We start from the raw sequence: 14,922 nt of genomic DNA, 5'->3' as shown, positions 1-14,922 counted from the left end.
GCCTACGCCCCGGCCGCGCGGCCCGCCAGCCAGGTCTCGTGGGCGCGGGACACCTTCGCCCACAGGGCTGCCCGGTCCGTCGGGGTCAGATCGTCCAGCTCGCGCCCGAAGACCCCTCCGATGGCGTCGTAGAACTCCTCCGCCGTGTTCAGTTCGGTCTCGCTGGAGCCCTTCGCCCCGTCGATCCGCGTCAGCACGCGGCCGCGCAGCAGGTCGATCCCCTCGGCGTCGCGGCGCAGCAGGGTGAGCGTCGTGACGAAGGGGGAGTCCTCGGCGGTGGACAGCCGGACGTGCTCGGCCTCGAAGTCCGCCATCGTCGCGGGGGCGGAGCGGAAGTTCGTCACCGGGAACGGGCCGCCGGCGCTCTGGCAGGTCCAGCCCGGCCCGTCCGGCCCGCCGAGCGGCTCGATCCGGTAGCCGAACTCGCCCTGCTCGTAGGAGCCTTCGAGGAGCGGCAGCGGCTCGTACGGGCCGTCGCCCAGCCCGGTGTCGACGAAGTAGACCGCCCCGTCGACCCGGACGCTCAGCGCCATGTGGTTGCCGTTGACCCCGCGCGCGTCCAGGTCCTCGTACACGCCTCCGACGTGCCGGGACACCTCGTAGCCCAGGGACTCCAGCAGCGCAGCGAACGCACCGTTCAGGTGGAAGCAGTAGCCGCCCCGCCCGGCGGCGAAGCGGCGCGCCGACAGCTCCGGGTCGATGCCGGGGGTGCGGCCGAGCTGGATGTCGATGTTCTCGTACGGGACGCGCTCCACGTGGGCGCGCTGCAGGGCGAACAGGGCCTCGGCGGAGGGCTTGCCGGGGTCGGGGATGCCGAGCCGACGCAGGTAGCCGGCGGATATGCCAGAGATCATGGCCCAACCCTAGGCACCGAAGGCGGCCGCGCGCCCCCAAATCCCCCTGATTCAGCCCGGATTCCGATGTTCCGCCTTACTTGTCGATATCGCCGACCACGAAGAAGAGCGAGCCGAGGATCGCGACCATGTCCGCGACCAGCTGGCCGGGCAGCAGCTCGGTCAGCGCCTGGATGTTGTTGAAGGAGGCGGACCGCAGCTTCAGCCGGTACGGGGTCTTCTCGCCCTTGGAGACGAGGTAGTAGCCGTTGATGCCGAGCGGGTTCTCGGTCCAGGCGTACGTGTGGCCCTCGGGCGCCTTCAGGACCTTGGGCAGCCGCTGGTTGACCGGGCCGGGCGGCAGCTCGGCCATCCGGTCCAGGCAGGCGTCGGCCAGGTCGAGGGAGTTGTGGGTCTGGTCGAGCAGGCACTCGAAGCGGGCCAGGCAGTCGCCCTCGGTGCGGGTGACGACCTTGAGGACGTCCTGGAGCTCGCCGTAGGCCAGGTACGGCTCGTCGCGGCGCAGGTCGAAGTCGACGCCGGAGGCGCGGGCGATCGGGCCGGACACCCCGTACGCGTGCACCGTCTCGGCCGAGAGCACGCCGACGCCGCGGGTGCGGCCGCGGAAGATCTCGTTGCCCTGCACCAGCTTGTCGTACACGTCCATGCGGGAGCGGCACTCGGCGACGGCGGCCCGGGCCCGGCCGAGCCAGCCGGCCGGCAGGTCCTCCTTGAGGCCGCCGACGCGGTTGAACATGTAGTGCATGCGGCCGCCGGAGATCTCCTCCATGACCGCCTGGAGGTCCTCGCGCTCGCGGAACGCGTGGAAGATCGGAGTGATGCCGCCCAGCTCCAGCGGATAGGAGCCGAGGAACATCAGGTGGTTCAGGACCCGGTTGAGCTCGGCGAGCAGGGTGCGCATCCACACCGCCCGCTCGGGGACCTCCATGCCGAGCATCCGCTCGACCGCCATGACCACACCGAGCTCGTTGGAGAACGCGGACAGCCAGTCGTGGCGGTTGGCGAGCATGACGATCTGGCGGTAGTCGCGCGCCTCGAAGAGCTTCTCGGCACCACGGTGCATGTAGCCGACGACGGGTTCGGCGCTGGTGATCCGTTCCCCGTCCAGGACGAGGCGCAGGCGCAGCACGCCGTGCGTGGAAGGGTGCTGGGGCCCGATGTTGAGCACCATGTCGGTGCTTTCCGCCGCTCCGCCGATGCCGACCGTGGTCTCCGTCATGGCCGCATTGTCTCAGCCCGGTGCGGGATCTCGTCCTCTGGTCCCACAGGACGGATCCTCCCGCGTCCTAGGGTTGAGACATGGACACGGGGACGAACGCCGGGACGGGTGCGGGCGCGGCCGCCGGGGCCGGGACGGGCGCGGGGACGGCCGGCGAACCGGAGTGGGTGGGTCTGCCGGCCGGACTGCTCATCCTGCGCAGGTTGCTGGTGGTGCTGTGGATGACGGTGTTCGCGCTGGTCACCGGTGTGGTGCTGGGCATCTCGGCGGGCCCGTGGTGGGCGGCTCTGGGGCTGTTCTGGGTGGCGGTGATGGCCTGGGGCTGGTGGCTGGCCGGCCGGAACTGGAGGTCCTGGCGGTACGCCGAGCGGGCCGACGACCTGCTGATCTGCCGGGGCGTGCTGTGGCGCGAGCAGACGGTCGTCCCGTACGGGCGGATGCAGCTGGTGGAAGTCACCTCGGGCCCGCTGGAGCGGAAGTTCGGCCTGGCCTCGCTACAGCTGCACACGGCGGCCGCGGCGACGGACGCGAAGATTCCGGGGCTGGACCCGGCCGAGGCGGAGCGGCTCCGGGACCGGCTGACCGCGCTGGGCGAGGCAAGGTCGGCGGGCCTGTGAGCACCCCGCAGGAGCCGCAGCCGGGTCTGCCTCAGCCGAGCCTGCCGCCCGGGAGCCTGCCGCCCCGGAGCCCGGAGCCCGGGAGCCCGAAGCCGGACCTCCCACAGGCGGGCCTTCCCCAGCCCGGCCTCCCGCACGGGAACCGGCTGCACCCCCTCACCCCGCTGCGCCGCGCCTGGATGCCGATCGGCTTCACCGCCGGTCTGATCTTCCAGCAGGGCGACCGGGCCGCCGAATGGATCGAGGAGGGGCGGTCCGCGTTCGGCCTGCTGATCATGGTCGGGGTCGTGCTCGTCGCCTGCCTGTACGGCTTCCTGAGCTGGTGGTTCACCTCCTACGCGGTGACCGACACCGAGCTCCGCATCCGGACCGGCCTGCTCTTCCGGCGGGCCGCGCACATCCGCCTCGAACGCCTCCAGGCCGTGGACGTCACCCAGCCGCTGCTGGCCCGGTTCGCCGGGGTCGCCAAGCTCAAACTCGACGTCATAGGGACCGAGGACAAGGACGAGCTGGCCTACCTGGGCGAGAAGGAGGCCCGCGCGCTGCGCGCCGAGCTGCTCGCCCGTGCGGCCGGCTTCGCCCCCGAGGAGGCGGTGTCCGTCGGCGAGGCCCCGGTGCGCGAGCTGCTGCGCGTCCCGGCCCGGCAGCTGGCCGTCTCCCTGCTGCTCAGCCTGGGCGTGTGGGCGGCCCTGGCGGGCGGGCTGGTCGCACCCGTGGTGGTGTGGTGGCTCAGCTCCAGCCTCTGGGCGGCCGTGGTCATCCTGCTGCCGGTCCTCGGCGGTGTCTGGGCCGGTACGGTCGGCCGCTTCCTGACCGAGTACGACTGGACGGTCGCCGAATCCCCGGACGGGCTGCGCCTGGACCACGGCCTGCTGGACCGGGCCCACGAGACGGTCCCGCCGGGCCGGGTGCAGATGGTCCGGATCGTGGAGCCGCTGCTGTGGCGGCGCCGCGACTGGGTCCGGGTGGAGCTGGCGGTGGCCGGCTCGAAGAACGAGCTGCTGGTGCCGGTCGCCCCGCGCGCGGCGGCGTACGCGGTGGTCGCCCGGGTCCTGCCCGGGGTGGACCTGGCCGCCCTGACCTTCTCCCCGTCTCCGGAGCGGGGTTCGCGCTGGGTGGTCCCGCTCTGGTGGAAGGGCTACGGCCTGGCCCTCTCCCCACAGGTGTTCGCGGCCCGGCACGGCCGTCTGTGCCGCCGTACCGAGGCCGTGCCGCACGCGAAGGTGCAGAGCGTCCGCCTCACCCAGGGCCCGTGGGAGCGGGCCCGCGGGCTGGCCGACGTCTGCGTGGACACCGGTGCCAACGGCACGGTGACGGCCCGCCTGCGCAGCTCGGCCGAGGCCGCGGCCCTGCTCCAGTCCCAGGCGGACCGCTCCCGCACGGGCCGCGCGACGGCCCGGCCGGACCGCTGGATGACCTGAGGCCACCGGGGTGGCCGGGCGAGGCACCCGGGGTAACTGTGTGCTGAAGATCGGACGATCATCATCACTCTGGGTAGTGCGGACGTGACGGGCCCTCGACCAGGCCCGCTCTCCGCAACCCGAGGACTGACAGAGCCGATGAACCACACCGCTCCACGCCTCCGCACCGCCGTACGCCTGGCCGCCCCCGCCGTGGCCGCACTGACGCTGACGATGGCCTTTGCCGGCCCGGCGTCCGCGAACCCCGCGTTCGTCAGCCGGTCCGGCGGCCAAGTCAACTTCTCCGCCCTGCCGGGTGAACAGAACACCGTCACCTTCACCCTCGACGCCAACGAGACCAGCTTCCTCGTCGGCGACTCGACGAGCACGCTCGTCGCCGGCCCGGGCTGCACGCAGCTCAACCCCAACGTCGTCAGTTGCGGTCCGGCCGCGGGTGTGACCAGGATCCGGGCCAGCCTGGGCGACGGGGACGACTTCGTCAGCAACACCACCTCCATCCCGAGCGACCTGCTCGGCGGGACCGGTGACGACCGGCTCTTCGGCGGCGAAGGCCCGGACCGGATCAGCGACCCCGACGGGTCGAACAGTGTCCACCTCCTCCAGACCATCGACGGGCGGGGTGGCAACGACACCATCATCAGCCGCAACGGCCGGTTCGACACGATCCAGTGCGGCCCCGGCTTCGACGTTCTGCTGGCCGACAGGGTCGGCGTCGACACGGTCCTCGGGGGCTGTGAATTCGTCCAGCGCTTCTGAGCACTCCGGCGCGCGGGGCGGGGGCCCCGCCCCGCCCCGGCCCGCGGCAGGCGTTACGCGCCCCCGCCGCCCCCGGCCCGCACCAGCCCGGTCTCGTACGCCAGAACCACCACCTGGACCCGGTCCCGCAGGCCCAGCTTGGTCAGGATGCGGCCCACGTGCGTCTTGACCGTGGCTTCCGACAGGACCAGGCGGGCGGCGATCTCACCGTTCGACAGGCCCTGCGCCACCAGCAGCATGACCTCGCGCTCGCGGTCGGTCAGCCGCTCCAGCTCCTTGTGCTGCGGCTCGGCCGTCGTCGTCGGCAGCATCGGGGCGAAACGGTCCAGCAGCCGGCGGGTCGTGGACGGGGCCACCACCGCGTCGCCGCTGTGCACGCTGCGGATCGCCGCGAGCAGCTCGCCCGGCGGCACGTCCTTCAGCATGAACCCGCTCGCGCCCGCCTTCAGGCCGGAGAAGGCGTACTCGTCCAGGTCGAAGGTGGTCAGGATGATGACCTTCGGATGCTCCGCCGGCTCGCAGATCCGCCGGGTCGCCTCGACCCCGTCGAGCTTCGGCATCCGCACGTCCATCAGCACGACGTCGACCTTGGTGGCCCGCAGTACCTCGATGGCTTCCAGGCCGTCGCCCGCTTCCGCGACGACCTCCATGTCCGGCTGTGCGGCGAGCACCATCCGGAACCCGGTGCGCAGCAGCACCTGATCGTCGACCAGCATCACTCGGATGGACATCCGTTACCTCGACCTCACTTCTTCTTCAGCGGCAGCAGCGCACTGATCCGGAAGCCGCCGCCCGGGCGCGGTCCCGCGTCCAGGGTCCCGCCGACCATACCGACCCGCTCACGCATACCGATCAGCCCGTGCCCGGCGCCGTCGGCGCCGCCGTCCTCGTACAGCTCGTGGGCGGCGCCCCGGCCGTCGTCCTCGACGAGCAGGCCGAGCCCGTCGTCGAAATACACCAGCCGGACGCTGGCCTTGGCGTCCGGGCCGCCGTGCTTGCGCGTGTTCGTCAGCGCCTCCTGCACGATCCGGTACGCCGTCAGCTCCACGCCGCTCGGCAGCTGCCGCGGCGCCCCCTCGACCTGGAAGTCCACGTCGAGGCCGGCCGTCCGCACCTGCTCGACGAGCACCTCGATCTGCTCCACGTCCGGCTGCGGCACGTAGTCCTCGGACTCCTGCGGCTCACCGGTGCGCAGGACGCCCAGCAGCCGGCGCATCTCGGCGAGGGCCTGGCGGCCCGTCCCGGAGATGGTCTGCAGGGCCTCCTTGGCCAGCTCGGGGGAGGCGTCCATGACGTACGCGGCGCCGTCCGCCTGAACCACCATCACCGACACGTTGTGCGCGACCACGTCGTGCAGCTCGCGGGCGATCCGGGCCCGCTCGGCGGCCACCGCCACCTGGGCCTGCGCGGCGCGCTCCTTCTCCAGCCGCTGGTTCCGCTCGACCAGCTGGGCGTAGTAGGCGCGGCGGGTCCGGACGGAGTCGCCCAGCACCCAGGCCAGGGCGAACATGACCATCAGCATGACGACGGTGAAGGCCGTCTCGCCGCCGCTGGTGTCCTCGTGCAGCGGCCAGCGCAGCAGGCTCAGCACGGGCGCGGCCAGGCCGACGCCGAGGGCGCTGCGCGAGATCCAGCGGGCCACGTCGGCGGCGGCGACGGTGTAGAGCATGACGAGCATGCCCAGGTCCGCCGCGTTCGGTTCGGAGCCGGTGAGCAGCTGGTAGACACCGGTGCCGACGGTGACCCAGAGCATCGGCACGGTCCACTTGCGGCGCAGGGCGACGGCGGCGGACAGCGCGACGACGGTCGGTACGGCGGTCAGCCGCTCCCCCGTCGAGTCGTAGCCTCCGGCGACCTGCAGCATTCCGAGACCGAAGAGCAGGACAGCCCAGAAGCTGTCGACGCCCGTCGGGTGTCTGCGGAGGAAGTCGTAGAGGCGCTGCACGTAACCCAGAGTAGGGAAAGGAGATAGGTGCTGGAGTCAACCACAGGTGCGATCCGTGGGACAGGGGTGTACTCCCCAAGGTGGAGGGCGAGCATAACCTTTGTGGGATGAGCACGGAGAGCACTGAGGGTGGGGGCGCGGGGCGGCCTGCGGTCGGGTGGCGGGCGGCCATGGAATCGGCGCTGTACGGGCCGGACGGCTTCTACGTACGGCCGGCCGGGCCGGGCCCGGCCGGGCACTTCCGCACCTCCGTGCACGCGTCCCCGCTGTACGCCGGGGCGGTGGCGCGGCTGCTGCTCTGGGTCGACGAGCAGCTGGGCCGGCCCGCGGTGCTGGACCTGGTGGACGTGGGCGCGGGGCGGGCGGAGCTGCTGACCGGGGTCCTCGCGGCGCTCCCGCCGGAGGTGGCCGGGCGGGTGCGCCCGTACGCGGTGGAACGCGCGGCCCGCCCGGCGGGCCTCGACCCCCGGATCGGGTGGGTCCCCGAACCCCCCGAAGGCGCGACGGGGCTGCTGTTCGCCAACGAGTGGCTGGACAACGTACCGCTGGACGTGGCGGAGGACGGGCGGTACGTGCTGGTCGCCCCGGCGGACGGGACGGAGACCCCCGGCGGCCCCCTCACGGCGGAGGACCGGGCCTGGCTGGACCGCTGGTGGCCGGGTGCGGCCGTCACCGGCGACGCTGCCGGTGCGGGCGCCACGGGCGGCGCGGGCGACGAGGGCGCCACGGCCGGCCCTGCCGTCACCGGCGGCTGCCGCGCCGAGATCGGCCGCACCCGGGACGAGGCCTGGGCCTCCGCCGTGGCCTCCCTCGCCCGCGGCCTGGCAGTGGCGGTGGACTACGCGCACACGGCGTCGGCGCGGCCGGAGTGGGGGACGCTGGCCGGGTTCCGCGGGGGGCGGGAGTGCCGGCCGGTGCCGGACGGCAGCTGCGACGTGACGGCGCACGTGGCGCTGGACGCCTGCGCCTCGGCGGGCGCGTCGGCGGCCCGCGCGCCCGGCCAGCCCGTACTGCTCACCCAGCGTGAGGCGCTGGCGGGCCTCGGCGTCTCGGGCAGCCGCCCGCCGCTCGCCCTGGCCTCGACGGACCCGGCGGCATACGTCCGGGCACTCGCCTCGGCGGGCGAGGCGGCGGAACTCACCGCCCGCGGCGGCCTGGGCGACTTCGGCTGGCTCCTCCAACCGGTGGGCATCCCCACCTGGCAGCCCCCCGCTCCTGCGGCGTGACCGCCACCCGGCCCCGCTGATCCAGCCCCGCCGGCGTTTGAGGCGCGGGGTCCGGGGCGGAACCCCGGGACCGCCCGCAGGGGCGGCTCAGCTCGCACGGGCCTCCGCGCCCGGTGCGCTCAAACGCCGCGCGGGCCGGATGCGGTCGGCCCCCGGCGCGCAGGCGCGCCGGGGGCCGGAAAAGCCGGGTCGGGGTTACTCCGTCACGTGGTCGTGGCCGTCGTGCAGGCCGCCGCCGCTGCCCGCGTCCCCGTCCGTCGGCTCCGAGACCACCGGCTTCGACAGCGGCGCCAGGTCGAACGCGTAGTGGCCCACCGCGTCCGCGATGACGTCGACGTTGATGTCCAGCGCCTTCTGGTCGATGTTGTCGATGGTGTCGCCCGCCGCGTGGTAATTCACGTCGTACGCGACGCCCGCCTGCCCGCCGAACTTGGCGGCCTGCGCCTCCGTCTTGATGCCCTCGGCGCCGGTGAAGGTGCCGCCCGACGGGATGCCCACCTCGATGAACGGCCCGTAGTCGGAGCGCCCGGTGAAGTCCGTGCCCTCGTGCGGGATCTGCTTCGAGTCGAGGAAGTCGGTGATGCCCCGCTCCAGCTGGGCCGAGCCCTCCGGGCCGGGCCCGGCGCCGGTGGCGTCGGAGTCGTCACCGTCGTAGACGAAGTACGCGGCGTTCGGCGAGGCGATCATGTCGAAGTTCAGGTAGAGCTTGATCTGCTTCTTCTGCTCGTCCGTCAGCGAAGCGACGTACGCCTCGGAGCCGAGCAGCCCGAACTCCTCCGCCGACCACCACGCGAACTTGACCTTGTTCTTGATCTTGTTCTGGCTGGGCGCGAGCCGCTGCGCGACCTGCAGGATGCCCGCCGAGCCCGACCCGTTGTCGTTGATGCCGGGGCCGGCCGCGACCGAGTCCAGGTGGGCGCCGAGGAACACCGTGTTGTTCGCGTCGCCGCCGCGGGTCTCCGCCACCACGTTGTACGTCTTGCGGTTCTCCCGCAGTTCGCGGATGTCCAGGGTGACCTCGACCGGTCCGGCCGCCGCCTCGGCGGCCAGCTTCTCGCCGTCCTCCTGGGTGACGCCGCCGGTGGGGACCTTGCCCAGGGACGGGTCGCCGAGGGTGCCGTTGAGGGCGCCGGCGGTGTTGTTGTAGATGACCGCGCCGACCGCACCGGCCGCCGCCGCGTTCGCCTGCTTCACGGCGAAGGTGCAGCCGCCCCGCTTGACCAGGGCGATCTTGCCGGTGAAGGCGCCGGCCGCGAAGTCGCCGGGCTCGCAGCCGTTGGTGCCGTCGGCGTCCACGGGGGCGACGGCGACCTGGGCCGTCACACCGTCCGCCGGGCCGCTCGCCGTGTACGTCATCAGCTTGATCGGGACGTCCCGGCCGGCCGCCCCGTTCACGGTCAGCTTCTCCGCGATCGTCTCGACGTACACGAAGTCGAACTCGTGCTTGGTGACCTGGTAGCCGGAGCCCCGCAGCACGGCCTCGACGTACTTCGCCGACTGCTCGTGGCCCTTCGAGCCGGCGACCCGGTTGCCGTTGTTGTAGTCGGCGATCGACTGGAACACCTTGAGGTGGTTGTTGGCGCCCTTGCCGGTCGCCTCCTTGACCAGCTTCTTGGCGAGCGCGTCGGCGCGGGCGGCGTCGCTCTGCGGGCTGGTGGCACCGGCCGGGCCGGCGAGCAGCAGCGGCGAGACGAGGGCTGCGGCAGCCAGGGTGGCGGTGGCTACGGCTATACGGCGTGAGGGCATGGAAGTCCTTTCACGACAGGCAGGTGGAATGCAGGTCTGCGGACATGCGGGGGCACCGGCGCACTGTGTGGGGGGAGTGGTGGACGCACGGTAGACACCAAGGCGCCACTCTGGCCAGAGTTTTCGCTGATTCCGGTTTATGAAATCCGTATATCGGTACGGAGTCGCCGTATCGACACGGTCGCGGACCGGCCGGTTCGCTCCTCGTCGGGCAGGGGTTCCGGCTAGCGGAGAATGCCCTCGACGAAGTCCGAGCCGATCCGCGCCACTATGGACAGATCCAACTGATGCTGGGCATAACGGCCCTGTCGGCGCGTGTGCAGCAGCCCGGCCTTCTTCAGCACCGACAGGTGCCGCGACACCTCCGGCGAGGTGATCCCGTGCGCGTTCGCCAACTCGCCCGTCGAGTACGGTGCCCGCGCCAGGCTCCGGCACAGCATCATCCGCATCGGATGGGCCAGGGCATCCATCCGCAGCTGCAGCAGCTCCACCGAGGCGGCACCGGCGAGCAGTTCGGGCGAGCCGAGCGGGTAGTGCACCACCGGGCGCCAGCCGCGCGCGTGCAGCACCAGGAGGTGCGGCCGACCGAAGTGCGTGGGTATGAAGACCAGTCCGCTGCCGACGGCCGGATCGGTCGCCGTGGCCGTTCCGTTGACCAGCTTGTCCACGGTGATCCTGGTCTGCTCCTCGTCCACCGAGAGCGCCGCCGACACCTCCTTCAGCACCGCCGGCAGCCCCTTGCGGCGCAGCACCTGCGTCTTGTGCCGGGCATCGGCGGTCTGCTGCGGACCGACCCGCCGCCAGGTGTCGGCGAAGAAGGCCTCGTCGCAGTCCTCGACGAGCCGCCGCAGCCAGGCCCGTACCGCCGCCGTATCGTCCAGCAGCCGGATCGAGAACTCCAGCTGCCGCGGACCGCGCGCGGCGGCCGTCTCCAGGGCCTTGGCGCGGGCACCGGCATCCTTCAGCGGCGACGGCCCGCCGCCCTCGTTGTAGAGCGCCATCCAGCAGTGCTCCAGGGCGGCCATCACGAACCGCTCGTCGTCCATCCGGTCGAGTACGTCGAGTTCCTCCGCGAGCGTGGCCGCGGGCAGCCCGGTCCCGCCAGGGACACCCGCGAACGGCATGAAGATGTCCGCGAAGGAACTGCGCCACATGAAATCCGCCTCCAGCAGCCGGTCCGCGAGGCACGGATCGAGAGCGGCGGAGGTGGCGGTGGTCCAGGAGGACAGCCCGGGGTGGTGGGCGGGCTGGGAGAGCGCGTGCAGGGCCATGCAGAGCTCGGCGAGCGGGGAGGCCGCGAAGGAGATCTGCTCGGTGGGGAGCCCGGCGATGTCGATGGTGACGCTCATTGCGCCATTCTGCCGGGGCCCGCGTCCCGGCCACCCCCGGACAGGTCCATCTGCGGGGCACCCATCCGAGCCCGCCCGGCTCGCCCTGCGGGCTGCCGCTGCGCGGAGCTGTTCCCCTCCCCGCCCCTTCCCGTAACCGGGCTCTGCCCGGACCCGCGCCTCAAACGCCGGCGAGGCTGGGTGGGTACCCCCGGCGGGCTGGATTGCCGCAGGCAACTCCAGCCCCGCCGGCGTTTGAGGCGCGGGTCCGGGCAGAGCCCGGTTACGGGAAGGGGCGGGGTGGGGGAAAACCCCGCAGGGCCCCCGCTCCGCCCCGCCCCGGTCGAGAGCCCTGGCCGGGCCGGGCCAGACAGGTCGCGGTTCGGCAAGGCCGGACACGACAGGGGGCCAGGCAATGCCGGGACCGTTGGGCCGGGGGCCATACCGGACCCGCCAGGGCCCGAGACCCGGCAAGGCGGGGCAGGACCCGGGCCAAGCCGCGCCACGCCAGGCCAACAGCGCCAGGGCCGGTCCGGGCAGCGTGGCCGGGCCGGTCCCGGCCGGTCGGGCAGCGTGGGGCCCGGCGGAGCCCGGCCGGTCCGGGCAGCGTGGGGCCCCGGGAGCCCGGCCGGTCCGGGCAGCTTGGGGCTCGGCCGGCCGGGGTCCGGGTGCCGGCAAGCCGGCAGGGGGGAGTTAGAACTCGACCACCGAGCGGAGGACTTCGCCGCGCTCCATCCGCCCGAACGCCTCCTCCACCCCCTCCAGCCCAATCCTCTCCGACACGAACGCGTCCAGGTCCAACCTCCCCTGCAGGTACAGGTCGATCAGCAGCGGAAAGTCCCGCTCCGGCAGACAATCCCCGTACCACGACGACTTCAGCGCACCCCCACGCCCGAACACGTCCTGCAGCGGCAGGTCCAGCCGCATGTCCGGCGTCGGGACGCCGACCAGGACGACCGTGCCCGCCAGGTCACGGGCGTAGAAGGCCTGTTCGTAGGTCTCGGGGCGGCCGACCGCCTCGATCACCACGTCCGCGCCGTGGCCGTCCGTGAGCGCCCGGATCGCCTTCACCACGTCCTCGGTCCGCGCATTGACCGTGTGGGTGGCCCCGAGCCCCGTCGCCCACCCCAGCTTGCGGTCGTCCAGGTCCACCGCGATGATCTTCGCCGCGCCGGCCAGCCGGGCCCCGGCCACCGCCGCGTTGCCCACTCCGCCGCAGCCGATGACCGCGACCGAGTCGCCCCGCCCGACGTTCCCGGTGTTGAGGGCCGCCCCGAGGCCGGCCATCACCCCGCAGCCGAGCAGGCCCGCCGCGGCCGGCGAGGCGGCCGGGTCGACCTTGGTGCACTGGCCGGCCGCGACCAGGGTCTTCTCGGCGAAGGCTCCGATGCCGAGCGCCGGGGCCAGCGGGGTGCCGTCCTCCAGCGTCATCGGCTGGACGGCGTTGTGGGTGGCGAAGCAGTACCAGGGCCGGCCGCGCCGACACGCCCGGCACCGGCCGCACACCGCACGCCAGTTGAGGACCACGAAGTCGCCGGGGGCGACGGAGGTGACGTCCGGTCCCACCGCCTCGACCACCCCTGCGGCCTCGTGGCCGAGCAGGAACGGGAACTCGTCGTTGATCCCGCCTTCCCGGTAGTGCAGGTCCGTGTGGCAGACCCCGCAGGCCTTGACCTGGACGAGCGCCTCGCCCGGCCCCGGATCGGGCACCAGCACGGTGGTGGTCTCCACCGGTGCGCCCTTGCTCCGCGCGATGACTCCTCGTACCCGATGCGTCACGTCGTACCCCGTTCGTTTCGTTCCGTGCCGGACCGTCGAACGTTACTCCTGCGGGAGTTCGGGCGGTACGGCCTCGCGCAGCGCGGCGCTGAAAGCGGCGACGGCCGGGTGGCCGGCGGCGCCGCGGCGGAAGGCGATCCGGGTGCGACGCCGGCTGCGCAGCCGGGTGAGCCGGACCGCCGGATCCGGTTCGGAGAGCGAGAGCCGGGGAATGCCCAGCTGGGGGACGAGGGCGACGCCCTGGCCGGCGGCCACCAGGGCGAGGACGGTGGCGAACTCGTCGGCCTGGTGCCGGATCCGGGGGGTGAACCCGGCGGCCTGGCAGGCCCGTACCGTCATCGCGTGGCACAGGGTGCCGGGTGTGGCGGTGATCCAGGGCGCGTGCTGCCGGCGGCGGAGTACGGCCTCCTGCTCCCCTTCGGCCGGCTGCTGTGCCCCCGCCGACTGGTCCCCCTCGACCACCCCGGCCGAATCGGCGGAATCGGCGGAATCGGCCGAATCGGCGGAATCGGAGGGGGTGGCCAAGTACATGGCCTCCGCGCAGAGCGGTTCGGTCGTGAGGCCCGGTTCCTCCGGTGCGGGCACGAAGTCGTACACGTGGACCAGGGCCACGTCCAGGTCGCCGGCCCGCAGGGCGTGGGCGACCGCCGCCGGGTCGGTTTCGGAGACCATCGGCTCCAGCCGCGGGTGGCGGCGGGCCAGGGAGACCAGGGCGGCGGGGACGATGGCCCGGGTGGCGGTCGGGAAGGCTCCGATCCGCAGCACGCCCGCCAGGCCGTCGCGGGCCCCGGCGAGTTCGGCCTCGGCCCGTTCGAGGCGTTCCAGGACGGCTTCGGCGTGCCGGACCAGATTCATCCCGGCCGGGGTGAGCCGGACCCGGCGGCCGGTCCGCTCCAGCAACGGCAGCCCGGCCTCGCGTTCGAGGACGCCGAGCTGCTGGGAGACGGCCGAAGGGCTGAAGGCGAGGGCCTCGGCGACGGCGGCGATGGTGCCCCGGCGGGCGAGTTCGCGCAGCAGGCGCAGGCGTCGTACATCGAGCATCGACTCAGCTTACGTTTTCCGTAAGGAACGCGAACTGGATTTGATGACGGCGGCGGGCCACGCTCGGGTCATGGCACAGGACACCGCCCTCCGGGGCATTCACGTACCGCTCGTCACGCCCTTCGACTCCTCCGGCGGGATCGCCGCCGGAGCACTGGAACGCCTCGCGCACGAGGTGCTCGACGCCGGCGCCGCCGGGATCGTCGCCCTCGGGACCACCGCTGAGGCCGCCTCGCTGGATCCGGCCGAACGCGATCTGGTCACGGAGGTGTGCGCCCGGGTGTGCCGGGAGCGGGGCGCCCGGCTGACCGTAGGCGCCGGGAGCAGCGACACGCGGGCGAGTGAGGCGGCCCTGGCCCGTCTCGGCCGGTGGCCGGAGGTGCGGACGGCGCTGGTGACGGTCCCGTCCTTCGTGCGGCCTTCGCCGGCCGGGGTGCTGGCCCACTTCGAGCGGCTGGCGGCGTCCAGTCCGGTCCCGCTGATCGTCTATCACATCCCCTACCGCACGGGTCTGCCGCTGGATGCGGCGACACTGCGGGCGCTGGGTGCGCTGCCCGGGGTCGCCGCGGTGAAGTACGCCGGCGGGGGCATCGACCAGGAGGCGGTGGCGCTGCTCGGGGACCTGCCGGCCGGGTTCGACGTACTGGCGGGCGACGACACGTACCTGTCGCCGCTGCTGGCGATGGGGGCGGCGGGCGGCATCCTGGCCTCGGCGCATCTGGCGACGGCCCGGTTCGTGGAGCTGGCCGACGCCTGGCAGGCGGGCGACGCTCTGCGGGCCCGGGAGCTGGGGCATGCGCTGGCCCGGCTGTCGGCGGCCGCGTTCGCCGAGCCCAATCCGGCGGTGGTCAAGGGTGTGCTGCACGCGCAGGGGCGGATCCCGTGCCCGGACGTGCGGCTGCCGCTGCTGCCCGCCGGGGCGGAATCGGTGGCGGAGACGCTGCGGCGGACCGCCGAACTGGAGCCGGTGATCAGTACCGTGTGACGGGG

The 14,922-nt window shown here is 73.2% G+C and carries 13 protein-coding genes; 5 read left to right on the top strand and 8 right to left on the bottom strand.

Annotated features, from left to right (window positions below):
* Positions 1 to 2 precede the first annotated feature (2 nt).
* On the bottom strand, positions 3 to 854 hold the full coding sequence (locus tag AB0447_RS01765) for an arylamine N-acetyltransferase (RefSeq protein WP_366474420.1): 852 nt from the start codon (positions 852 to 854) through the stop codon (positions 3 to 5).
* Between the two features lie 76 nt (positions 855 to 930).
* The gene (locus tag AB0447_RS01760) at positions 931 to 2,073 is read right to left on the bottom strand and encodes an NADH-quinone oxidoreductase subunit D (protein WP_366474419.1); all 1,143 of its coding nucleotides are present in this window, start codon (positions 2,071 to 2,073) and stop codon (positions 931 to 933) included.
* An 80-nt stretch (positions 2,074 to 2,153) separates the two neighbouring features.
* Here AB0447_RS01760 and AB0447_RS01755 point away from each other — a divergent pair, with 80 nt between their 5' ends.
* The 3 genes from AB0447_RS01755 (at position 2,154) to AB0447_RS01745 (ending at position 4,867) form a co-directional block, all read left to right on the top strand.
* Complete coding sequence (locus AB0447_RS01755) at positions 2,154 to 2,690, top strand: PH domain-containing protein (protein ID WP_366474418.1); 537 nt, start codon at positions 2,154 to 2,156, stop codon at positions 2,688 to 2,690.
* A gap of 146 nt (positions 2,691 to 2,836) precedes the next feature.
* The gene (locus AB0447_RS01750; protein ID WP_366474668.1) at positions 2,837 to 4,111 is read left to right on the top strand and encodes a PH domain-containing protein; all 1,275 of its coding nucleotides are present in this window, start codon (positions 2,837 to 2,839) and stop codon (positions 4,109 to 4,111) included.
* Positions 4,112 to 4,249: 138 nt separating this feature from the next.
* Positions 4,250 to 4,867, top strand: a complete 618-nt coding sequence (locus tag AB0447_RS01745) for a hypothetical protein (RefSeq protein WP_366474417.1) — start codon at positions 4,250 to 4,252, stop codon at positions 4,865 to 4,867.
* Between the two features lie 53 nt (positions 4,868 to 4,920).
* Here AB0447_RS01745 and AB0447_RS01740 read toward each other — a convergent pair whose 3' ends face one another.
* Both AB0447_RS01740 and AB0447_RS01735 read right to left on the bottom strand, forming a co-directional pair.
* Complete coding sequence (locus tag AB0447_RS01740) at positions 4,921 to 5,598, bottom strand: response regulator transcription factor (protein ID WP_366474416.1); 678 nt, start codon at positions 5,596 to 5,598, stop codon at positions 4,921 to 4,923.
* A gap of 14 nt (positions 5,599 to 5,612) precedes the next feature.
* The gene (locus tag AB0447_RS01735; RefSeq protein WP_366474415.1) at positions 5,613 to 6,812 is read right to left on the bottom strand and encodes a sensor histidine kinase; all 1,200 of its coding nucleotides are present in this window, start codon (positions 6,810 to 6,812) and stop codon (positions 5,613 to 5,615) included.
* 107 nt (positions 6,813 to 6,919) lie between these two features.
* On the opposite strand from AB0447_RS01735, the gene AB0447_RS01730 reads away from it, so the two are divergent.
* Complete coding sequence (locus AB0447_RS01730) at positions 6,920 to 8,038, top strand: SAM-dependent methyltransferase (protein ID WP_366474414.1); 1,119 nt, start codon at positions 6,920 to 6,922, stop codon at positions 8,036 to 8,038.
* Positions 8,039 to 8,233: 195 nt separating this feature from the next.
* On the opposite strand, the gene AB0447_RS01725 is transcribed toward AB0447_RS01730, so the two are convergent.
* From AB0447_RS01725 to AB0447_RS01710, 4 genes are all read right to left on the bottom strand, one after another.
* Positions 8,234 to 9,784, bottom strand: coding sequence for a M28 family metallopeptidase (locus AB0447_RS01725; RefSeq protein WP_366474413.1), 1,551 nt, complete (start codon positions 9,782 to 9,784; stop codon positions 8,234 to 8,236).
* A gap of 224 nt (positions 9,785 to 10,008) precedes the next feature.
* Positions 10,009 to 11,133, bottom strand: coding sequence for a DUF5937 family protein (locus tag AB0447_RS01720; protein ID WP_366474412.1), 1,125 nt, complete (start codon positions 11,131 to 11,133; stop codon positions 10,009 to 10,011).
* A gap of 672 nt (positions 11,134 to 11,805) precedes the next feature.
* Positions 11,806 to 12,891, bottom strand: a complete 1,086-nt coding sequence (locus AB0447_RS01715; protein ID WP_366474411.1) for an S-(hydroxymethyl)mycothiol dehydrogenase — start codon at positions 12,889 to 12,891, stop codon at positions 11,806 to 11,808.
* Between the two features lie 42 nt (positions 12,892 to 12,933).
* A complete protein-coding gene (locus AB0447_RS01710) occupies positions 12,934 to 13,932 on the bottom strand; it encodes a LysR substrate-binding domain-containing protein (protein WP_366474410.1) in 999 nt (332 codons plus the stop codon).
* Between the two features lie 70 nt (positions 13,933 to 14,002).
* On the opposite strand from AB0447_RS01710, the gene AB0447_RS01705 reads away from it, so the two are divergent.
* Positions 14,003 to 14,917, top strand: coding sequence for a dihydrodipicolinate synthase family protein (locus AB0447_RS01705; protein ID WP_366474409.1), 915 nt, complete (start codon positions 14,003 to 14,005; stop codon positions 14,915 to 14,917).
* Positions 14,918 to 14,922: the final 5 nt, after the last annotated feature.

Source organism: Streptomyces sp. NPDC051211 (assembly GCF_040689505.1).
Taxonomy (GTDB): Bacteria; Actinomycetota; Actinomycetes; order Streptomycetales; family Streptomycetaceae; genus Streptomyces.
This window is presented reverse-complemented; position numbering and strand designations above follow the sequence as displayed.